This is a genomic window from Scytonema sp. HK-05, assembly GCF_963872035.1.
GTDB lineage: Bacteria > Cyanobacteriota > Cyanobacteriia > Cyanobacteriales > Nostocaceae > Kalymmatonema.
The window spans coordinates 124,944-147,162 of the sequence record NZ_CAWMYC010000136.1 but is presented as its reverse complement, the minus strand read 5'-3'; the positions used below and the strand labels follow the sequence as shown (position 1 = coordinate 147,162).

Here is a 22,219-nt window from a genome sequence, read left to right as displayed (position 1 = left end):
GTTTCCCGCCGTAGGGGACTGCGTTCGCGTAGCGTCTCCGAAGGAGATACCCGAAGGGGGGTTTCCTCCACCGAACCCCTTCGTCACCTCATGTAATACCTTGACCTACATTATAGGTAAGCTGTCGCGCCTACAAGTTGCACTTTTTGTAAGCTGAAGTCCTTACAGCAAGGCTATCAGGTAGGAAAATTGTATAACCGACAGCTTAATCTTCTAGCGGGAAGGGAGTAACTCCCCTTTCTTTGAGAAACTCATTAAAAGTCAATCTCTCTGGAAGCGAAGGTTGCGCGCCTAGTTTCATCGCAGCCAAAGCACCCGCTGCTGCACCCCAAACCACCGCTTGACGTAAAGAGAGTCCTTGATGAAGCGCCGCAGCCAAACCACCATTAAACGCATCCCCCGCAGCAGTTGTGTCAACAGTATGAACTGGAAAACTAGGTATAAAAAAGCTTTCCTCTTGAGTGACACACAAAACACCTTTTGCTCCCAGTTTGGCGATCGCATTTTTCACACCCCGTTGTCGTAATACAGCAGCTGCTTTTGTTGCCGATTCTTCTCCATCGACGGGAAAACCCACCAGTTGCGCTGCTTCCACTTCATTCGGTGTGATAATATCTACCAATGAATAAAGTTCATCTGGTACATCAGACTGTACAGGTGCTGGATCAAGAATGACTGTCACTCCCGCTTCTCGTGCGGCTTTGGCAGCTGCAACAACAGCAGACATCGGGATTTCAAATTGTAAAAGTAGTGCAGTTGCTTCTGGTAATAAGCGTGATAATCTTTCCACATCTTCCTGATTGACGCGCCCATTGGCACCAGGAATGACAAGAATTTGATTTTCACCCCTCATATCTACAGTGATCATGGCAACACCAGAACTCACGGTTTCATCCACCAACACATTGTCAGTTTGCACATCGGATGCTTGCAGAGAGTCGAGGAGTTCTGTACCAAAACTATCTGCGCCTACACGCCCCACCATGTAGGTTGGAATTCCCAGCCGCGCTGATGCTACTGCTTGATTTGCACCTTTACCGCCTGGTGCTTTGAAAAAATCTCGTCCCAGCAGCGTTTCTCCTGCAACGGGTAACCGGGGTGTTGTTGCTACCAAGTCTATGTTGATGCTGCCGAATACGATAATAGTCATAATTTAGCGAAGTAGCGCAGACTTATATTATCCCGCGTTTAGGCTCAGGTATCGACGCCGAATGTTTTGTGACGTCCTTAACAAAAAAGTGGAATACGTACGCGTATCAGTTTAAAACTTTTTGTTGCGAAAGAATACAATGTAGTAGAGTGAGGGGTCAACTCTATCTGTAAAACGAGTATAAAAATATTGCTCTTGGGTAGAGTCAGCTTCGTAGTGTTCAGATGGATTATTTTCCAGCGTTTCTGCTGGGCTTGGGGCAAGAGTTGCTTTCATCAGGGCAGCAATCTTTGACGATATAACAGAAAAAGGATTTTGTAGATATCTCTGTACTAGTGGCTTTTGTTGATGACAAGAAATTTCTACTTTTTCTAAATCTTGTTGTAACTGATCATTTATATTGTTAAACATATACGTCCTCCTGGAAAAGCATTAAGTTTTATTGCTGTTTTTTCCCTTTTTTAGGGAAATATATCCAAAGTAGAGATTTGGCAATGGGGAAACATCTAAAGAAGTGAATTTCTTCTTTAGAAAATAGGTAAATTTAGTTGGAATAAAGCTAACGAAAAGCAAATCACTTAGAACTTACCCACTATACCAATGCATCGACAGATGCATTTACTATCGCCGTTATTGCAAACATTATGTAGGAAGCTGTTGGTTTAACTTTAGACAGCAACCGTCAAGGACTTGGAAATTTTTCAAGACAACCCTGAAAAATTATTTTGTCTTAAGATTTACTGCCACCATACAACCAGGCTATGCACGTGTTGCATAACGCATCATATCAGGAGTTATTTGTAAAGTGCCTAAGTCCTGTCACTATAGAATCTTAGTTATAAACTATAACAGGTAATCACTTTTCGTTGGTAATTCTAACTGGATTCTTAATAGTTGTGAATGAAGTCAACTTATGCACTTTTAACTTTTATTGCAGTTACATGGCTTGTAACAAGTAAAATGAATTCGGGCTCATCTTTTACGAGGTTTTCTACGGCTGCGCTGATTCGATGCCTTCTACACAACACTTCTATTTCTGTTTTCTTGCGTATGTTATTTGGGTTTCTTCAGCCCCAACAGTGCACCACAGGCACTGAGTACCACTAACCCCAATGTACAAGATGCTTCAGGAATAGGCTTAGCTTGGCTAACCACGCTCACATTTGGATCTAGAGCATCACCCGTGTCATAAACGTAATCAAAAGCAGCTTTGTCATCAAGAACACTAGCACGTAAAAAGAGTCCACTCCAACGGGCGACAGTTTCTACTGCCACAGATTGAGGGATGGTTGGCGTGTTAGGATCTGTGATTGGACCTGCAGGGTTATTGGTATTCGTGATGCCATAGTGGTTAGCACCCAAAATACTAATTAACGCTTTGGGAGGCGTCTGGATCTGCTCATAGGTTTTTTCAGCGTTAATGGGAAGAGCTCTGCTATCACGAGTTCCCTGCAATAGGGCGATGGGAATTCTTGAGTTGTTGATGGGAAGAAAGAACGCTCCGTTTTGGTTGCGAAGATTTGCACCAAAAAATGCTCCTGCTACCAGTTCATTTGGTCGGCTGAAAGAACCTTCACATTGAATAGGGGAGAGGCAGAGGTTTGCAATGGCAGATAGTCCAACTGCGCCTCCTGCAGAGTGACCGAGCAAGCCTAGTTTTTGTGTATTGATAACGCCAGCAACGGGTGAAGCAGGATTGGAATTTTCTGCTTCCATTTGTGCTAAAACAGCGTTGATTTGTGAGGTTTCAGGTAGTAGTCCTGTGAATCCAAACTGGGGGAGTGACCTTGGATGATTGGGTACAACCACTACAAATCCGTATCTAGCGACTATACTGGCATATTTTGAGTAATCTGATTTATCGACATTTGCACCTTGCAATAACAGTGCAACAGGGAAGGAGTAGTTGCCAGTTTTCAGGTTCGATGGGTTGGGATAATATATATCAGCTAGGTCATTATTAGCGGAGATTGTTGTACTGTAGCTAGCCACATCGTTAAATAGAGGAGCATCGCTAAATGTTGCAGCCGCTGCTGTTTTCGCTGTACCGTCAACTATCAATGCTACACCAACAGCAGCTACTGATAAGGCTTTTAGGGTCGCCACAGAAATTACTCCTTATCTAAGGATATTTATGTATGCTAGCTGTAAGAATATCTGATAGCGTAGGTCGGGACAACTTTTGTTAGCTAAAAATTACAATTCCCGAATGACTCGGCAAGGATTACCAACAGCAACGACATTTGCAGGGATATCTTTCACAACGACACTACCAGCACCAATAGTCGTATTGTCGCCAATGGTGACACCAGGACAAATAATTGCTCCGCCCCCAATCCATACATTATTACCAATTCTAATTGGAGCGGCGAGTTCTTTACCAGAAAGGCGAGTTTCTGGGTCTGTCGGGTGATATGCTGTGTAAATTTGAACGTAAGGAGCGCACAATACATTATCGCCAATATGAACTGTATTGCAATCTAAAATCACACAGCCATAATTCATATATAATCCGTCGCCAGCGTAAATATTTTTACCGTAGTCGCAGTGCAATGGCGGTAGAATGGTCACATTTTGTCCCACTTGACCAAATAATTCTTGTAGAATTTGCGATCGCTGCTCCTGTTGTTCTTCGGTTGTGGAGTTATACATTCTCAGTAGACGAAGTGCGAAGTTTCTTTCAGCAACTAACTCTGCATCGAAACCAAGATACAGTTCGCCTGCCAGCATTTTCTGTTTTTCCGTTTTTTCCATAAGAAGATTTATATATTTTTAGCCAGAGTTTTTTCTTTTGTTATTCCTGCTTAAAGTTTAGCAGCAATATGAAAGGTTAATATTAATGAAATTAACATTCATTCAAGATTCAAATATTATATTCATTGCTAGATAATTTTATAATCTTTATTTAGAATAAAAACATAATACAATCAAATTCAAATAATCGAGGATTGGGGAAACTATGCCTTTTCGGATTTTGAGCTTGGATGGTGGGGGGATTCGGGGAGTCATTGGGGCAAAGATACTGGCAGAGATTGAACAGCAAATAAATCAACCTTTAAATGAGTATTTTAACTTAATTGCTGGCACTTCTACAGGGGCAATTTTAGCAGCAACAATTGCCAAAGGATGCACAAGTGAAGAAATTGTTGAATTTTACAAGCAAAACGGCAGAATACTCTTTCCTTATCAAAAGCGTTTTTCGCTGCAGAGAATTCCATTACTTTTGAGGTATGGTTTTTCTGCTCCTAAATATTCAGACAATGGCTTAATTCAAGTCCTAAAACAGACTTGCGGGGAGACAACACTGTTTGATATCGATTCGCCGTTACTATTAATTGTTTCTTATGACACGATTGAGCGGGAACCAATTATTTTTAAAAGTTGGCGTCAAGACAAAGGTTATGGTAATGTTTCTCTGTGGGAGGCGTGCGTTTGTTCAGCATCTGCTCCAACTTATTTCCCAGGACATAAACTAGACAAGAGAATAGATGGAAAAGTTCAAAAGGCAACACTAGAGAATATCACTCTAGATGAGGAAGCATCCTCAACCATAGATATATATAATGACAAACTTATAAACATCACAAGTGGCACAGGTAGTGGACAATCTCGCACTATTAGAAAGTATGTGGGATCAAATCGACAAGCGTTGGTAGATGCACCCTGGGTCGAGATACCTGACGAGACCTCAACTTATTCAATTCAAACTATATACTCTGCCATTGATGGCGCTGTCGCTGCCAATAACCCCTCTAGTTGTGCTGTTGCCGAAGCGCTAAGATTGGGTCATCCACTCGAAGAAATTACCGTTCTTTCCATAGGAACGGGCGATGCTACGCGGGTGATCCCATTTGAAAAAGTTCAACAATGGGGTCTTCTACAATGGGCACAACCGGTTGTGGATGTCTTGTTTGATGCTTCATCAGACGTTTACGAGTATATTACCAGCCAGATCATTGATCAGCGTCATTTGCGATTGCAATTTAAACTTGATAGGGAGTTAACTGGCAAACGGTTGAGCGATGACATTGATGATGTCAGTGAAGAGAATATCAATAATTTAATCGAAGCGGCAGATGTTTATATTAAGCAACCGGAAATACAAGCGTTACTACAAAAATTTTTGCAGATTAATCATTAGTATCGAGTGACTTCTGGGAATTAAACACAACATAACGAGCTTTTCCCTGTTGCTTTGCATGGTACATAGCCATATCAGCATCCCGTAGCAGATTTTCTGGTTGCTCATAACTACTACAATTTAAAGCAATACCAATGCTAGCTGCAATGAGTATTTCATGTTCTTTCAACTCAACTGGCAATCTTAAGCTTTCTTGAATACGTTTGGCAACGTTCGTTGCGTCGGTCACGTCTTTAATATCTTCGATAAGAATCGCAAATTCATCACCACCAAATCGTGCTACGGTGTCGCCACTGCGTAAGCATGATTCTAAACGTCGAGCAATCTCCATCAATAAATCATCACCCACACTATGTCCAAAACTATCGTTGATTTTCTTGAAGCCATCCAAATCTAAAAACAAAACAGCATAGCGTTCATTGTTTCGTCGTTTTCCCCGTTCAAACACTTGGCTCAGCCTCTCCAAGAATAAAACTCTATTCGGTAGTCCTGTGAGCGCATCGTAGAAAGCATTGCGTACAAGTTGTGCTTCTATTCGTTTACGTTGAGTAATGTCTTGAAAAAGTAAAACTGTGCCAATCATGTTACCATCGTCATCGCGAATGGGAGCAATACTACCCCCAATTTGTATTTCTGTATGGTTTTTAGTCATTAATGTCAAGGTTTCTGGTAAATTCAAAACGACACCCGTCTGTATGACTTGGGTCGTTAAATCCTTCATGATTAACCCTGTATCCTTGTCAACCAAGCTCAAAACTTCTGTTAAATTCTTATTAACGGCTTCATCTTGCTTCCACGCTGTAAGCGCTTCTGCCACTGGATTCATCATATAAATACAACCATAAGTATCTGTGATGATGACTCCAGATCCCATACTTTTAAGAATTGCGAGAAACTTTCGCTTCTCTTCCAGTAGTTTTCTTTTGGTTTGGTGTTTATAAAGAGCCATTTTGATAGCAAGATGCATATCTTGTTCAGTCACTGGTTTAGTAATATAGCTAAAAGGTTCGATTAATCGATTCTCATTGATTTTTTTTATTTTTGAATAATCTGTTAAATATAAAACTGGAACTTCAAAATTTTTGATGATAATATCAGCAACCTGCGCACCATTGATTGTTCCCGATCAACAAAGATCAACTAAGACTAAGTTGGGATTTGTTTCTTCTACTTTTTTTATAGCTTCTTCTCCAGAAGAAATAATTTCATAAACAAAATATCCCATTTTTTGCAATCTCTTTTTAATATCTAATGCTATTTTTTTTTCATTTTCAACGACTAAAATTTTTTGAGTAGGCATATTAAGCTTTCCCTCTGAATTAAGTGATAATGTTCTTCAAAAAATTCACTCATTTTTAAGTGAATCATTCCATCATAATAAATCTTCAAAATACCTGCATAGTTACTCTATAAAATACTCAAGAGGCAGTTATTTTTAAGTTAAATATTGTTTTCCTGACACTTTTCTTAACTTTCGGATAAAGTTAATTGAATTATTTCATTATATCAGTATCAATTTACTAACTTGATATCTGACTACTGTAAAGATAGCAGGTATAAAAGAAATCTTTTGTTCAGCTACAACCGTTTTTGTAGTAAAAAATACCTCTATTGTTAGTAAGTATAAAAAGCAACCAATAGTATGACTGAGTTAATTTGAGACATATTGAAATCCATTGATTTTATGTATTCAACTAAATTGATAGATGAAATTTAATACAATATATAACACTTTTATCTGAAACCAACTGCCAAGATGCCTAGTATTAAGAAGGCAGAAAGCACACGGCTATAATGGCTATAAAACTAGCTTTCTTGTCATTTTTAACTGTCTACTTATTTCTGTTGTGCAATAGTAGAAGCCCGAAGAGCGGCTGAGCGTACGGTACGACACGAACGTATTGGAATGATCACAGAACAAAAGAAAATTGCTATCTCTATTGATAGATATCTTGTATAAATTCCTGAAACCTCCTCAATTCCCCCGCACTCTCCCCTTTCCGGGGAGATGACGGGAACGTAGAAAAATTGTTTCCCTGCTTACAAGTGGGGAGGGCTAGGGAAGGAGTGCCAGATATTCACAGCATAGAATATTAATCCTAGGCTTCAGGCGTTAGGCTTAGACTTAGTTTTAGTCAGTTCAATGCTGATTTCGCCACCAAAGTCTGGGATGGGTGCAGCAGGTTTACTCAAAACAACTTGAACTTGTACTACGCGATCGCTTGACGCCAAAATAGAATCTGCAATGGTGGCTGCTAACCGTTCCACCAAAGAAAACTTTGATGTCTTCAGCAGATTTTGCACCAAGCTGATGACACTACGGTAATCGAGAGTATCTTCTATCGCGTCGGTTTCAGCAGCTTTTGAGAGATCCAGCCATAACCTCAGATCCACCTCAAACCATTGTCCTAGCACCTGTTCCTCTTGCAGATACCCAGTGTAGCCGTAGCCGCGAATTTTCGTTAAATGAATGCAGTCCATAAAAATAGTCCCGAGTGAGTACTTTTAGTATTTAGCAACGCCTTGAATTTCCTGATTCATCTACGATAAGAAAGTTGGTTGAAATATACCAGAGAATGCGGTCAACACCCATATCTCAGAACTCAAGACTTAGAACTTTTGGACTTTCAAGGTTGATGACAATTGATTTTAGAAACATTAATACTGTATGGGCGTCGATTGCAGCCGAGACATTAAAGCGCCTTGGATTGACTTGTGTCGTGATTTGTCCGGGTTCCCGTTCCACACCTCTAGCAGTCGCCTTTGCCCAACAATCACCGGATATTCAAGCGATTTCGATTCTTGATGAACGTTCTGCTGCCTTTTTTGCCTTGGGTCAAGCCAAAGCAACCGGACGCCCCACGGTCGTTGTTTGCACCTCTGGGACAGCGGGAGCGAATTTTTACCCAGCGGTGATAGAAGCTAAAGAAAGTCGTATACCTCTGTTGCTGTTTACCACTGATAGACCAGCAGAATTGCGAGATTGCCACTCTGGACAAACTATAGACCAGTTAAAATTATACGGCAATTACCCAAACTGGCAAACAGAGTTAGCTATTCCCTCCGTGGAGATGGGAATGCTGGCTTATTTGCGGCAAATGATGATTCATGCGTGGGAACGTTCACAAACTTCTGTACCTGGACCAGTACATCTCAATTTTCCCTTTCGCGACCCCCTTGCACCTATCTCTAATGGAGAGGAATTGCAGACAACATCTCTACAATTGTTACAGTCCCAATTTGACCTAGAAGACTTCTTTTATCATATAACAACCACCACCGCATCTATCCATGTGCCGATTTCTTCACCTCCCTTTTTACAAGAGTGGTTAAAATCTGATCGAGGAATCATCATTGCTGGTGTTGCCCAACCGCAAAGACCAGAGGAATATTGTAGTGCGATCGCTCAACTCTCCAAAACCCTAAAATTCCCCGTCTTGGCAGAGGGACTCTCTCCTGTAAGAAACTACGCTGATCTCAATCCTCATATTATTTCCACCTATGACCTCATTTTGCGGAATCAGGAATTGGCAAAACAGCTAACACCAGACGTGGTCATTCAAATTGGGGAATTGCCCACCAGTAAAGAATTACGTAACTGGTTAACTTCCACCCAAGCGCGACGCTGGATCATTGACCCAAGCGACCAAAACCTCGACTCTCTCCACGGGAGAACAACTCACCTGCGCATAAGTATAGAAGAATTGGGCAGATATCAAAATTCAAAATTAGGAGTTTCTCCTTCATCCCCCTCATCCCCCTCATCCCCCTCATCCTCTTCTAAGTATCTCCAACTCTGGTGTGCAGTAGAAGCAAAAGTTAGGGCAGCTGTTGACCAAACACTGACAACAACAGAGGAGTTATTTGAAGGTAAAGCTGCTTGGTTACTTTCTCAGACTTTACCATCAAAAACACCCATTTTTATTGCCAACAGTATGCCAGTGCGGGATGTTGAATTTTTCTGGAAACCAAGTCACTCAGAAGTGCAACCCTTTTTCAACCGAGGTGCGAATGGCATTGATGGCACATTGTCCACCGCTTTGGGAATTGCCCATCGCCATCAAAGCAGTGTGATGTTGACAGGTGATTTAGCCTTATTGCACGACACCAATGGATTTTTAATCAGAAATAAGTTTGTCGGACATCTCACCATTGTGTTAATTAACAACAATGGTGGTGGAATTTTTGAAATGTTACCCATTTCCAAATTCGACCCACCATTTGAAGAATTTTTTGCAACTCCGCAAGATATTGATTTCGCTCAATTATGTGCCACTTATGGTGTTGAATATGAATTGATGACCTCTTGGAAGCACTTGGTTTCAAGATTAAACCCACTTCCAACTCAGGGAATTCGGGTTTTAGAGTTGCGGACAAATCGCAAAGCAGATGCCAAATGGCGCAGGGAGAATTTAGGGAAATTTTCAGTAGGTTTAGATTTTACCCTACACCCTGTGCAAGAGCCTTTGCTCTCCTGACAGCTGCATCGGCATTAACAAACCCGTAACCGTACTCTGTATCATAGCCTGCTGCACCCAAATCGTAAGCTGTTTGTGACAGAACTGACTTGATCTGGGTAGCAGTGAGATTTGAATTAGCACTCCATACTAATGAAGCAACTCCTGTCACGTTTGCCACTGCTGCTGAAGTGCCACTGAAACTGTTATCATAGCCGAACGCAAAAGCATTAGAAGACTTGGTAGCATTGGTTGTGAGAAACTCAGATGGTGCCATTAAAGTCAGACCATCTCCTTTGCTGGAACTCCACCATCCTTTGTCTTTGTAGGAGATGCGTTGTCCGGGTGTTTTTGGATTGCCATACCAATCTTTAAGTCCCCAAGAAGCACCTACCGCTACGACATTGCCATACTTGTTCGCTAAGTCGGCAGGGCTTTCAAGACTATTGCCGTCGCTATTTCCGCCGGCAATCACAAACAAGGCTGTATTTTGGTTATTAGCAATCAGCTGCTCAAATTGCGGTGAACTACCACCAGTCAAACTTAGGTTGACTACCAAACGCTGACTTTTACTATTTGCCTGATTAATCAATGTTTGTGTAGCACTCACCAAATCGGAATCTTTAGCGTCACCACCCATAACATCGATATGGAAAACATCAGAACTCCAGTTGATACCACTCATTCCTACGGCATTATTACTAGCAGCAGCAATCACCCCTTGAATTGAAGTACCGTGTGCGGTGGAGTTAGTCATTTCATCCAAGTAGTTGTTACTTAAAAAATTGGTGGAACGTAAATCGGGGTGAAGATTACCACCATTGGCAGCTAAGCCTGTATCCTCAATTCCCACAAGCACGTTGGTGGAACCAGTCGTGAAACGCCACGCATTTTGAACACCCATCGTGTGTAGGTTCCATTGTTGCCCAAACATCGGATCATTCGGTGTCACTGATAAGTTAATTGTTTTGTCGGCAAATTTAATGGCTTCAATGCCCTCAAACAAAATTTCTTTGCCGTCACTGAATGTTATAGAATCAAATACGCGATTACCATTGCCTGGGTTGTAGACAACACCACCTGTGGACTCTACTAATTTGATAGTGGCGTTTGTAGAAGAACATGCGGATACATCCAGTAAGTCTCGCGCTCCACTACCAAAGTCAACGTTGCCATTGCCAGAGTATACTGTCCGATTGTATGCAGACTGGTAAGCAAAGGTATCTGCCCGGAGAGTTCCCTTAATATAAGATGTCGTGCTGTCAAGGGGTAAAGGTGTACTGGAAGAAGCAGGAATCGGCTGCTGTGTAGTGCCAGAAGTCGGAGATGGTGTGTCAACAGAAGTGGGAGTCGGTGGTAAAACATCACCAGATACAGGGGTTGCTGACAAACTTAGGTTATAGAAAGTTTCACTGCCCTCGTATGGGTAAACTTGTACATAGTAAATTCCCGCATCTAAAGTGCGTATTGATTCATTTGTCGTACCGAGGTTAACGGAACTTGCAAGCGTATTGCCGTTAACGTCTAGTAATCGCACATTTGCATTATCACTTAGCTCAGTGAGTCCTAATTTGAAGTCACTGGTGGTCTTTAGGCGAAATTTGTAGTAGTCGTTCGTGTCTGATAGACCTACCCAATCACTGTAGTTTTTAGTTTGGGAATTAACAGTAACATTACGGGCAGCCTGGAAGAAATCTCCAGCATTGTCAATAGGCGTTGCGGAAACAGCCAATTTATAGTTCGTTTCTAAGCTTTCATCAATATAGACTTGGATGTAATAAGAGCCTGCATCTAAGGTTTTACTAATTGATTCAGCATTTGTGCTACTAAAAATAGAACCATTTATGACTTCACCGTCATCTACCACACCATTACCATTTGCATCTTGAATCAAATCTGCGTGTGCATTTTTGCTAGAATCTTCCAGAGCAAGGTCAAAACTGCTACGACCTTTCAGGGTAAAGCTGTAGAAATTGCTATGACTGCTACTTAATGTATCGCTAAATATTTGAGGACTTATACCAGTATTGAAGTTTTTAGCAGTCTCTAGAAACCTTCCAGGAACAGTTTCTGACATACGTTAATGGGTATATGCACAGTATATATTACATCAACATCAATATCGAGTTTCTCTCAATAAAAAAAAATAGGTTTGTATCTTACTTTACTAAATAAATAGGAAAAATTTACGAAATCTTCATAGTTATGCTTCTTAGCCGGTAAATTTCGGTAGAAGGGTAAAAAGGCTATCCTTGTCGCTATCTCTAGAAAAAATTTATTTTTGAATCTTATCCTCCCCTATCCACGATGAGTTATGGTCTCTTGGGAAATTGGAGAGAACTAAGATGCGTGTTCAAAGAAAGACTAAGAGTAATCTTTAATACCATTAAGCTAGATATTTCTTACACAACTGGGGGGTTGCGCTCAGCAATCACATCTGTTCTAAATTAGTTATTCTATTGGTATTTTGGTAAAAATACTCGCAATAAAGGTCACTAACCCTGGGCTAAAGCCTCAGGGCTTGAAAGCTGAAAACTTACCAATTTCTTAATTCAAGACTAAAACAGTGTCTAGCTTACGGGTTAACAATCCAAACTGAACTATCGCCCGCGTGTAGCTCACAAGACGTTACTGGATGCTTCCCTAGTCTGTAACCTCTCTGATAGTCAGTAGCGTTCGCGTTCGCCTAGCGTGCGCTTTGCGCTCAGCGTGCCCGTAAGCGCAAGCGCACACTACGTGAACGCGCAGCGTGTCCGTAAGGACTCAGGGCTTAGGGATGTATACACACCGGCTTATCGCCACTTGTTATGCGTACAGGTAGAAAACACGAGTCTGTAACTGTCCGGACGAAAGGTGAATACAAAACATCGAACGTCGTTAGTACATCCAAGGCGGTAACAAGCTTTCTTTGGGTGGTAAAAACTGTTACCACCCATCCCAAAAATAAAGCCGTCCCCCTCGCGCTCGTCCCTTCGGGACACGCGCAAGGGACGCGATTCGTCAAAAGTATCAAGTCAAAAGTCAAAAATAATTCTTTTATTCACTTTTGACTTTTGAATGAGCGAATTTTGACTTCCCGAAGGGAGGGACGGGGTTTCAAACCCAAATTTTCGATGAGTTGCTTATAATGTTATCTTCGATTAATTCTCTGAATCCTTGGCTAGTTGGAGTAGGATTGAACTGTATCTTGCTGGTTGTGGCTTGGATTGCCCCCAAAAAGTTGCTCACTCCAGCTGGATTATTCCACGCTTGGTTACTTGGCGTCCTAATTTGGGGAACACTAGGATGGCAGGGATACATAGTAGTCATGTTCTATTTTCTTGTTGGTTCTTTGATCACGCGCGTAGGTATGGCGCAAAAAGAAGCAGAAGGCATAGCAGAAAAGCGTTCGGGTGCTAGAGGTCCAGAAAATGTCTGGGGTTCTGCTTTAACTGCGGCTTTGTGTGCGTTGGGAGTATGGGCGACAAGTTCGGGAATCTTTCCTACGCCTCAAACGCTACACCCTACGCCCTACACCTTATTGTTGCTGGGCTACGTGGCGAGTTTTAGTACAAAGCTTTCTGACACCTGTGCTAGCGAAGTGGGTAAGGCTTATGGTAAAAGCACTTTTCTGATTACCACGCTGCAATCAGTGCCACGGGGAACAGAAGGGGCAATCAGCTTAGAGGGAACTTTAGCGGGTGCTGCTGCGTCACTCGCTCAAGCACTCCTTGGTTGGGGAGTAGGTTTGATAGATTTGTACGGTGTCCTTTGGTGTGTTGTAGCAGCGTTCATTGCCACCAATTTAGAAAGTGTGATCGGAGCAACACTGCAATCTCGCTTTGACTGGTTAACTAATGAAGTGGTAAATATTTTCAACACATTGATCGGCGCTAGTACAGCAATTTTACTTGCCTGGATATGGGCAAATGTCATTGCCTAATTCTTTTTCTAAAATGTTGAGTCTTTTTTAGCAATTCCCTTAAGGTTTTGTTGTCACTCTCGCCTAAGACCGCTTACGATTGTCACACTATTTTTGCCTAAAATTGTCAATTAAAATGCAAATTTACTTTTTCAAAAGTTGTATGTTGTTTTTTTGTAGTTTTTTCTACTCATTAACTTTTTAAGTTTATGGAATTTTCATCATTTTTAACCATAGATGACAAACCGATTTCTTATGGGCAAGCAGTAAAATATTTGCAAGCCTCGGGAAAATTGGGACAATTCATTGGAGACATTCTCCGCCAGTACGTGATTGAGCAAGAACTACAAACACGAGAAGATATATTTATCAGTCCTGCTTTGACCGAACAGACTATAATTGATTTTCGCCTAAAAAATCAGTTGACAGACCCTTCTAGGTTTCAAGAATGGCTACAGAGTAACGGAACAAATTATGATACCTTTCACTCATCAGTAAGTTACGGTTTTAAGGTAGAAAAACTGAAAGCTGTCGTTACAGAATCAAAGCTGCAAGAATACTTCATCGAGCGTAAAATTTATCTAGATAGAGTGGTACTTTCGCGAATTATTGTTGATAGCCAAGAACTCGCTGAAGAACTACAAACGCAAATCGAAGAAGGAGCAAACTTTGAGCAACTTGCTCAAGAGTATTCGCTAGCAGATGACAAAATTGTCAACGGTATGATGGGACCAGTGAGTCGGGGAACAATGCCAGATCCACTCAGGGCAGCTATTGATATCGCGCGTCCCGGACAATTAGTAGGACCGATAGAACTAGAAGGACGGTATGGATTGTTTCGTGTGGAACAATTTCTGTCAGCATCATTAGAAGATACTCAACTAAGGCAAGCACTACAAAACGAGTTGTTTGAGAAATGGCTAGCAGAGAAAATCCAAAAACTAACGGTAAAATTGCAGGTGAATTAAAACTTTTAGGTGAGGAATCTTCAGAAAATAGTGTGCTAGCTTCTCTACCTTGGAATCAACCACCACTGTGCTGGCTAACTCCTGAACAACAAAGCCGACTGCAACAGGTGTCAGAAACTCTTCGCTACAATTTGGGAGAAAAAATCTGGTCACAAGAAGCGGGAGGTTTCCAGTTCTTAATTGTTTCTGGAAAAGTCCGCTTGCGCGAAGAAAATGTCAGTAAGCCTTTGGCAACGCTACAGTCAGGAGATTGGTTCGGTGACTTAAACAGGTTTTCTGTGGAGTGCAAGGCTGTCGCTGCTAGTAAAGAAGTCGTCGTGGTGCGCACTACGACAGCAGTGTGGGCAGAACTTTCCACACCACAAATCGAAGGATTTTGGTTAGGTAGGGAAGAGGAGGACACGCAGACACGGAGACATGGAGACACGGAGAGTGAAAATGTCCCCGCGTCCCCGCGTCAGCATGTCCCCGCGTCCTCTTCTGGTGTATCAACATACCCATTTGTCTCTAGCTGGAACACGGCGGCTGCATGTTTAACAATGGTGGCGCAACAGTTAGATAATCCCGTGCAACTGGAATGGGTACAACGCCAAATTAGAGGACAGCGACCGAAACATCTTGTGGAAGCAGCAGAAAAGTTAGGATTTGTGCTGCGGCGGCTGCAAGTTACTTGGAATGAGTTACGACAATTATCATTTCCAGCTTTGTTGCGCTGGGAAGCATCAGAAGGGCGAGAGGGAAGTTGGGTGGTTGCGTATGCCCTTAAGGGCGATCGCCTGACTGTTGGCAATCCCTTAAATTCTAATCACACCTGTGAAAGCATACCACGCTCAGTCGTTGAAGCGACTTGGGATGGGCAGTTGTGGCAAGTAGAACTGATCAACAAGCAAGAAAAATTCAACCTCAATTGGTTCACTCCAGCAGTTTGGCAGTATCGGGGATTGTTGAGTGAAGTGCTGCTGGCGTCGTTTACATTGCAGCTTTTGGGGTTGGCAACACCACTAATTACGCAAGTCGTTATTGATAAGGTGATGGTGCAGGAGAGTTTGCCAACTCTTGATGTCATGGCGATCGCACTCCTGTTCACAGCAATATTTGAGGCAGTTCTTGGTATCCTGCGACTTTTTATTTTTACCCATACCGCCCGTCGCTTAGATTTAAGTTTATCGGCACAGCTGTTTCGCCACTTGATGCGCTTACCCTTGGCTTATTTTGAGTCTCGGCGGGTAGGAGATACAGTCGCACGAGTTCAAGAACTCGAACAAATCCGTCAGTTTCTCACAGGTACAGCATTAACTGTGGTTTTGGACAGCATCTTTGCTGTGGTGTACCTGGGATTGATGTTTTACTACAATATCCCACTGACTTTTGTGGGGTTAGCAGTCTTGCCTTTGTTTGCCATTCTGACGCTGATAGCAACGCCAATTCTGCGCAACTGGCTGAACGAAACTTTTAACCGTAGTGCTGATAGTCAATCATTTCTTGTCGAAACTATTACAGGAATTCATTCAGTTAAAGCACATACAGCAGAACCAGCCGCACGCGATCGCTGGGAAGGTTTGTTTGCTCGTTTCGTCCGCACAGGTTTCAAAGCCTCTACCACCTCTAACATCAGCAGCAATATCGCTGACTTCCTCACCAAATTTTCCAGCTTACTGATTCTTTGGTTTGGAGCTAAGCTTGTCATTAAGCAGGAACTGACTATCGGTCAATTAGTCGCATTCCAGATGCTTTCTGGTAGAGTCACGGCACCACTTTTACGCCTAGTGCAGCTTTGGCAAAATTTACAACAAGTACTGCTTTCTGTAGACCGCATTGGTGATATTCTCAACGTTGCCCCAGAAACTGAACCAGGAACTGGTTTAGTTTTACCATCCCTCAAAGGTCAAGTCACCTTTGAACAAGTTTTCTTCCGCTACCGACAAAGTACTGAACCCGTCTTGAGAGGAATTTCCTTCTCTGTCCAACCAGGACAGTTTGTTGGTATTGTTGGACGCAGTGGTTCTGGTAAAAGTACCCTTTCTAAATTATTGCAACGCCTTTATCAAATTGAATCAGGACGCATCCTGATTGATGGTTTTGATATTAAAAGCGCTGATTTAGCCTCACTGCGCCAACAAATTGGTGTTGTTCTTCAAGAAGACTTTTTATTCAACGGTTCTATCTTGGAGAACATCACGCTTGGTAATCCCGACATCACCGCAGAACAAGTCGTAGAAGCTGCAAGATGTGCCGTGGCACACGATTTTATCAGTGAATTACCCCACGGTTACGAAACTAACGTCGGAGAACGCGGTACAGCTTTATCTGGCGGACAACGCCAACGCATCGCCTTAGCCCGGTTATTTCTCTCGCAAGCGCCGATTTTAATTTTAGATGAAGCGACCAGTGCTTTAGATAGCGAAACCGAACAGCAAGTCCTGGAAAACCTCCAAAAAATTTCCGCAAACCGCACCGTGTTTCTTATTGCCCACCGTTTTGCCCCCCTCAAGCGGGCTGATTTGATTTTGGTGCTAGAAAAGGGCGTTCTCGCTGAACGGGGAAGCCATGCAGATCTGTTGCGACAAAAAGGTTTGTACTGGTCATTGTATCAACGGCAACAGGCAAACATCTGATATTCAGTAGACTTCTTGCAAAAGTTTACGATGGAGTGAATATGAAACCGCAGCCTGTAGCAGATAAACGCAGATGAAAACAGACAATTATAAAGTATGTATTTAGAAGTTAGAACCACAGATGCACACGGATAAACACAGAGGAATTATCTGTGTGCATCTGTGTCCATCTGTGGTTTTTTTTCATAGAATTAACTGTTACTAGTACAAACAAATAGAACTCGCATTTCACACAAACTAACGGATGAAAAGAATAGATTGTAGATAGGATCAATCACCAGTCTTATAGACACAAGCAATGAACCAAACACTATTTCATCTTGCCTTTCCCGTCACAGACATTGCCCAGGCAAAAGCATACTATGTCGATGGTTTAGGCTGCACTTCTGGACGGGAAAACCGCAACGCCCTAATTCTCAATCTCTACGGTCATCAACTGGTAGCTCACGTTACAAAAGAACCACTTGCACCACAGCGCAGTATCTATCCCAGACACTTTGGGCTAATTTTTACCTCAGAAAACGACTGGGAGGACTTACTCGCAAGGGCGCAACAGCGACAACTCCTTTTTAAAGAAGAAGCCAAACACCGCTTTGTTGATTCTCCCTTAGAACATCGCACTTTCTTTCTAGAAGACCCTTTTTATAACTTAATGGAATTTAAGTATTACCGTCACCCTGAAGCTATTTTCGGCAGTGCTGAGTATACACAAATTGGCGATCGCCTTTAACAGTTAACAGTTATCAGTTATCAGTTATCAGTTATCAGTTTTATCCTTTGCATGTTTAAGTCCCCCACCAAGAACGTGGAAAGCGTTGGTGTCAGTACAACCACACCAGCCCGAGAAAGCGTCACTGCGTAGGTAGCTGTTCACTGTTTTAACGCATACAGTCAAGAGACAGAATATTTGGTAGTACTGGGTTGTTTGTTTTTGAATTTTGAATTTTGTAGATGCCCGGAGGGCAGCTTCCCGGAGGGTATTTTGAATTGCTTCACTGGAGTTGCCAACGCTTCTGCCACTGCAGCCAAACTTCTTGAATCTGTCAGCATCCAGGCGTGATTCAAAACTGGCACTATCACCTCGCGTCCCAGAGGCATTTGTGAACTCGTTGCGGGGACAATCATCAAGTCATAAGGTGTCCAGATAGAGGTAAAATCTATCTGCTTTAACATACCAACATCCCGATTCAAATCTTGTAGTAGAACACTGTCAGGACGCATTTGAATGCAACCTATACCATCACGACAGTAAGCAATCCAAGTGCCATGATGCGGTGATGAGATGGTAATAAACCGCTGCACGCGATTGATTCCTCCCAATCGTTGGACGTAATAACGACTGACGATACCTCCCATGCTGAAGCCCACTAAATCTACGGGTTGTTCTGGTTCAAAAGTGGCATCAATATAATCAGCGACTTGTTGAGCCAACGTGTCAAGACCCATATTGCCATTATTCGGCACTAAATCCAGATCATACACAGTCCAACCCCTCTGTTTCAGGTAGGGAATCATTTGATCGAAAACTCGACCTGTATCATAAATACCGTGTACTAATAACACGGGATTTCGCTGTTGTTTTACCTTATTCATGTACAAAATAATGTTGTGGCGGTTTTCAAGTCAGTACAATATACGCCCTCATGCTTTGAATGTAGTATTCTATAATCTCCAGGCAGGGGCTAAACTGTATGAATCCCTATCAGGGATTGAAATCTATCTTTACCTAATTTAGTCGAGTCTCATTACCATTTGCCAAAAAGCTATGACACTCCCCCTACTGGCTTGAGCAACATCCCTCTTAAGACTGAATAGGTATTGTTAAAAGTATAAGTTAACTTTTGTTAAGCCTACTCTTAAAATATTGCCCCAAGTTACAGTAAAATTTAATAATTAAGTCTGACTGTGTACAGGTGGCAAGTGCTGAAAGTAAAGAGTTAAGAGCATGAGTCGCTTGCTGTTAAAACAACTTTAGTTGAGAAAAAAACCTATGAAGGCTGTCACGATCATTAGGTTGTACAGACGAATGGGTGGGTCAAGAATATCTTGATAAAAATTAAAAATATTCCGTGATTTTTTCAGGATTGCGGTCATATTCCAGGTATAAGAGGCAGGAGAAATTGTAATGTTGGGTTTTATCAAAAATTTAATCGGTGGGGTTCTGAATTTCTTTATTGGGCTTTTCGGTGGCAAGAAAAGCGGTTACTACATGGAACTCGATGAAGCCGTCGAAGTAACGAAAGATGCAGCTAAACAAGCTGCATCGAAAGCTAAGGACGCGGTTGAATCAGTTGCATCGAGTGCTAAGGACGCGGCTGAATCAGTTGCATCGAGTGCTAAGAAAGCGGCTGAACCAGCAGTATCGAGTGCTAAGAAAGCGGCTGAACCAGCAGTATCGAGTGCTAAGAAAGCGGCTGAACCAGCAGTATCGAGTGCTAAGAAAGCGGCTGAACCAGCAGTATCGAGTGCTAAGAAAGCGGCTGAACCAGTTGCAGCAAAAGCAGCAACCAAGAACGGAACACAGAACGGAACAAAGAACGGAACAAAGAACGGAACAAAGAACGGAACAAAAGATTCTCAATCTGCCGCCCAGCCAGAACCGGCTAAAGTTCAGCTAGTACAGACTGCAAATGGCGTTAAGCCTGAACTTGCTCAAAGCGAAAAAGCCAAAGCAGCAATTCAACAGCAGCCAGCTGAAACGACTTTTGCGCCAAAATATCTCGCCGTACCATCTAGTACTAATGGTCGTCGGCGTCCTGGTGCGAACATGAGTTCTTACTTAGACATGGCACGTCAAGTAAAAACCCCTGGGTAACTTTGGTAAATAGCAAATAATAACTGGCAATTGTCCAGCTATTATTTAATAATTTTCAAGAAATTGTCGAGATGGGAGATTTCCTGTCTCGACAATTTCTTTGATAAGTAAGCTTACAGCAATTTTCACGCTTTTAGGCTATGCCAAGAAACCTAACCCCCAACCCCTTCCCTACAAGGGAAAGGGAGTAAGCCTCTCTCCTTCGATTCTAACTGTGCTGCCACAATAGATAAGGCAACAATCGGAGCTGTCACTGCTCGCAAGATGCGACGACCAAGGGAAACTGGTTGAAATCCAGCATTAATAGCGGACTCCACTTCTTTTTCGGTCCATCCTCCTTCTGGTCCAGTGGCAATGATCATCTCAGATGTGGTAGAAACTTGATGAATTGCCTCTCTTAAATGAGGATAGCTGCCACGAGCCTCACAAATGTAACGGTGAGTTGCTGTTTCTGTGGTTAGATAAGTACCAAAAGAAACAGGTTCTAATATCGTAGGTACAAAAGCGCGTTCTGATTGCTCCGCAGCTTCTTGTGCAATACGCAGCCAACGTTCGAGTTTTTGAGGACTGGGATTAAGTAAAGTGCGATCGCTCACCACCGGAGCAATAACCGCGACTCCCAACTCAGTACAACACCGTACTACATCATCAAATCCATTGCCTTTCGGCAAAGCTACCATCAGCGTAATTGATACAGGTAATTCAGTTTCTACTGTCAGTGGTTCTAAAACCTGCGCTTTTTCTCCTTCTAATTGCGCCAGCCACCATTTGCCTTTGCCATCCATTGCTATGAAGCGATCGCCCTCGCGCAAGCGCAAAACACGCCCCAGGTAATGTTGTTGTTGAGGCGTGAGCAAGATTTGTTCTTGTTGGAGTTGGGAGGGTGCGATCGCGATTCGTTGCAGTTGTGACATTGGATTAAGGATAATAAAGGCGCTTGCTTTTTTTCTGAGCGGAGTTTTAAGTCCTGTTGTAAAAACTAATGTAGTGGGAGACGATTGCTGTGTCACCTCACCCTGATATAAGTAAAGATTCAACTGTTGAATTACTTACTGCTCAAGGTTTAAAGATTGTTCCCCCAAATCTTATTGAAGAACATCCTCAAGCAAAATTACCCTTAGTTCGTTTAACAGGTTCTCCAGAAGAGATAGGAGCAGAACACGGTACTAAGCTTAGCGATCGCATTGAAAAAGCTTTTGAACTTTACAGAACAAAACTTTTTGCCCAATGGACTGATGCTTCGCTCAAGGTGACTTCCTTAGCATTTTTTGAGCGGATTCAAGAATTTTCACAGCCGTATGCTCTTGAACTCAAAGCGATTGCATCTCACGCAAGGCGAGAACTGTGGGAAGTCGTTATGCTCATGTCCCGAACGGAAATACTTCGGTCTAGTACACCTAATGAATGTACTTCTCTTTACTTTAAAGAGAGCCGTATTCTAGGGCAAAATTGGGACTGGGTAGAAGAGTTTGAGAACTTAGCTGTCATCTTTGATGTTACACGACAGGATGGTTTCCGTTTTCTTGCTTTAGGAGAGCCAGGTTTTGTCAAAATCGGCTTAAACGCAGCAGGTGTTGGAGTTTGCCTCAACATTCTTAAATGTCAAGCACCTACAGGAGGAATTCCTGTGCATATACTTCTGCGAAAGGTTTTAGACTCTACCTCACTCAATGAGGCGTATCATGTCATTAGTGCTGCTGAACGGGCAACGATGAGTAACATTCTTATCGCTGATGATTCAGGTAAATATTTTAATCTTGAACTTGCTGGAAACCAATTATTTGCTCTCAATTCAAATGAAGTGGAAGTGAACAATGTTGTGGTTCACACGAATGGATTTCTCACTTCAAAAGGGGACAAGATAGATTTCTCCGAAGAAACTGAAAGTTCAGCAGCGCGAATTGTTCGAGCAAGGTTTCTTACGTCTACTCAGTGCGGACGACATGAAGCTGATATGTTAAAGATTCTTCTTGATCAGGAAGGAAACTTACCCATATGTCGCCAGTCAGAGAAAAATATCTTTGATGGTCTCACCTATGGAACTGTATCAACGGTTGTGATGAATTTGAGGGAAAGAAAACTGATTTTCTCACAAGGCAATCCTCGTAATGGAACGTTTTCTTGTGTCTCAATTTCTTAATGGGGTACAGATCTAATAGGGAGTAACCAACT

The 22,219-nt window shown here is 42.4% G+C and carries 18 protein-coding genes; 8 read left to right on the top strand and 10 right to left on the bottom strand.

The window, feature by feature from the left end; genetic code table 11:
* Window positions 1-205 precede the first annotated feature (205 nt).
* From rbsK to AACT52_RS30945, 4 genes are all read right to left on the bottom strand, one after another.
* Window positions 206-1,150 carry a ribokinase gene (gene rbsK, locus AACT52_RS30960; RefSeq protein ID WP_073627977.1) on the bottom strand — a complete coding sequence of 315 codons (945 nt, stop codon included), beginning with the start codon at window positions 1,148-1,150 and terminating at the stop codon, window positions 206-208.
* 111 nt (window positions 1,151-1,261) lie between these two features.
* Window positions 1,262-1,561: a hypothetical protein gene (locus AACT52_RS30955; protein ID WP_073627975.1), complete on the bottom strand. Its 300-nt coding sequence runs from the start codon at window positions 1,559-1,561 to the stop codon at window positions 1,262-1,264.
* A gap of 642 nt (window positions 1,562-2,203) precedes the next feature.
* Window positions 2,204-3,256, bottom strand: a complete 1,053-nt coding sequence (locus AACT52_RS30950) for an alpha/beta hydrolase family protein (RefSeq protein ID WP_083630030.1) — start codon at window positions 3,254-3,256, stop codon at window positions 2,204-2,206.
* A 90-nt stretch (window positions 3,257-3,346) separates the two neighbouring features.
* On the bottom strand, window positions 3,347-3,904 hold the full coding sequence (locus AACT52_RS30945) for a sugar O-acetyltransferase (protein WP_073627973.1): 558 nt from the start codon (window positions 3,902-3,904) through the stop codon (window positions 3,347-3,349).
* A gap of 205 nt (window positions 3,905-4,109) precedes the next feature.
* Here AACT52_RS30945 and AACT52_RS30940 point away from each other — a divergent pair, with 205 nt between their 5' ends.
* Window positions 4,110-5,291, top strand: coding sequence for a patatin-like phospholipase family protein (locus AACT52_RS30940; protein ID WP_073627971.1), 1,182 nt, complete (start codon window positions 4,110-4,112; stop codon window positions 5,289-5,291).
* Here the strand turns inward: AACT52_RS30940 and AACT52_RS30935 are convergent.
* The 3 genes from AACT52_RS30935 to folB form a co-directional block, all read right to left on the bottom strand.
* Window positions 5,281-6,273, bottom strand: a complete 993-nt coding sequence (locus AACT52_RS30935; protein WP_337251562.1) for a diguanylate cyclase domain-containing protein — start codon at window positions 6,271-6,273, stop codon at window positions 5,281-5,283. The genes AACT52_RS30940 and AACT52_RS30935 overlap by 11 nt on opposite strands.
* A gap of 144 nt (window positions 6,274-6,417) precedes the next feature.
* Window positions 6,418-6,591 (bottom strand): hypothetical protein, encoded by a 174-nt coding sequence (locus AACT52_RS30930; protein WP_337251561.1) that lies wholly within the window; start codon window positions 6,589-6,591, stop codon window positions 6,418-6,420.
* Between the two features lie 806 nt (window positions 6,592-7,397).
* A complete protein-coding gene (gene folB, locus AACT52_RS30925) occupies window positions 7,398-7,772 on the bottom strand; it encodes a dihydroneopterin aldolase (protein ID WP_073627969.1) in 375 nt (124 codons plus the stop codon).
* Window positions 7,773-7,927: 155 nt separating this feature from the next.
* On the opposite strand from folB, the gene menD reads away from it, so the two are divergent.
* Window positions 7,928-9,769 carry a 2-succinyl-5-enolpyruvyl-6-hydroxy-3-cyclohexene-1-carboxylic-acid synthase gene (menD, locus tag AACT52_RS30920; RefSeq protein WP_073627967.1) on the top strand — a complete coding sequence of 614 codons (1,842 nt, stop codon included), beginning with the start codon at window positions 7,928-7,930 and terminating at the stop codon, window positions 9,767-9,769.
* On the opposite strand, the gene AACT52_RS30915 is transcribed toward menD, so the two are convergent.
* Complete coding sequence (locus tag AACT52_RS30915) at window positions 9,732-11,825, bottom strand: S8 family serine peptidase (RefSeq protein WP_073627965.1); 2,094 nt, start codon at window positions 11,823-11,825, stop codon at window positions 9,732-9,734. The two genes, menD and AACT52_RS30915, sit on opposite strands and share 38 nt — an antisense overlap.
* Window positions 11,826-12,875: 1,050 nt before the next feature.
* On the opposite strand from AACT52_RS30915, the gene AACT52_RS30910 reads away from it, so the two are divergent.
* The 4 genes from AACT52_RS30910 (at window position 12,876) to AACT52_RS30895 (ending at window position 17,962) form a co-directional block, all read left to right on the top strand.
* The gene (locus tag AACT52_RS30910) at window positions 12,876-13,670 is read left to right on the top strand and encodes a TIGR00297 family protein (protein WP_073627963.1); all 795 of its coding nucleotides are present in this window, start codon (window positions 12,876-12,878) and stop codon (window positions 13,668-13,670) included.
* A 188-nt stretch (window positions 13,671-13,858) separates the two neighbouring features.
* Window positions 13,859-14,617: a peptidylprolyl isomerase gene (locus tag AACT52_RS30905; protein ID WP_073627961.1), complete on the top strand. Its 759-nt coding sequence runs from the start codon at window positions 13,859-13,861 to the stop codon at window positions 14,615-14,617.
* Window positions 14,566-17,232: a type I secretion system permease/ATPase gene (locus AACT52_RS30900; RefSeq protein ID WP_073627959.1), complete on the top strand. Its 2,667-nt coding sequence runs from the start codon at window positions 14,566-14,568 to the stop codon at window positions 17,230-17,232. Before AACT52_RS30905 ends, AACT52_RS30900 begins: the two co-directional genes overlap by 52 nt.
* 298 nt (window positions 17,233-17,530) lie before the next feature.
* Complete coding sequence (locus tag AACT52_RS30895; protein WP_073627957.1) at window positions 17,531-17,962, top strand: VOC family protein; 432 nt, start codon at window positions 17,531-17,533, stop codon at window positions 17,960-17,962.
* 161 nt (window positions 17,963-18,123) lie between these two features.
* Here AACT52_RS30895 and AACT52_RS30890 read toward each other — a convergent pair whose 3' ends face one another.
* On the bottom strand, window positions 18,124-18,825 hold the full coding sequence (locus AACT52_RS30890) for a lipase family alpha/beta hydrolase (RefSeq protein ID WP_233153805.1): 702 nt from the start codon (window positions 18,823-18,825) through the stop codon (window positions 18,124-18,126).
* 532 nt (window positions 18,826-19,357) lie between these two features.
* Here AACT52_RS30890 and AACT52_RS30885 point away from each other — a divergent pair.
* Entirely contained in the window at window positions 19,358-20,047 is a 690-nt protein-coding gene (locus AACT52_RS30885; RefSeq protein ID WP_073627955.1) for a hypothetical protein, read from the top strand.
* A gap of 152 nt (window positions 20,048-20,199) precedes the next feature.
* Here AACT52_RS30885 and AACT52_RS30880 read toward each other — a convergent pair whose 3' ends face one another.
* The gene (locus AACT52_RS30880; protein ID WP_073628059.1) at window positions 20,200-20,961 is read right to left on the bottom strand and encodes a 16S rRNA (uracil(1498)-N(3))-methyltransferase; all 762 of its coding nucleotides are present in this window, start codon (window positions 20,959-20,961) and stop codon (window positions 20,200-20,202) included.
* Between the two features lie 89 nt (window positions 20,962-21,050).
* Between AACT52_RS30880 and AACT52_RS30875 the strand changes: the two genes are divergently transcribed.
* On the top strand, window positions 21,051-22,187 hold the full coding sequence (locus AACT52_RS30875; RefSeq protein WP_073627953.1) for a C45 family autoproteolytic acyltransferase/hydolase: 1,137 nt from the start codon (window positions 21,051-21,053) through the stop codon (window positions 22,185-22,187).
* Window positions 22,188-22,219 lie beyond the last annotated feature (32 nt).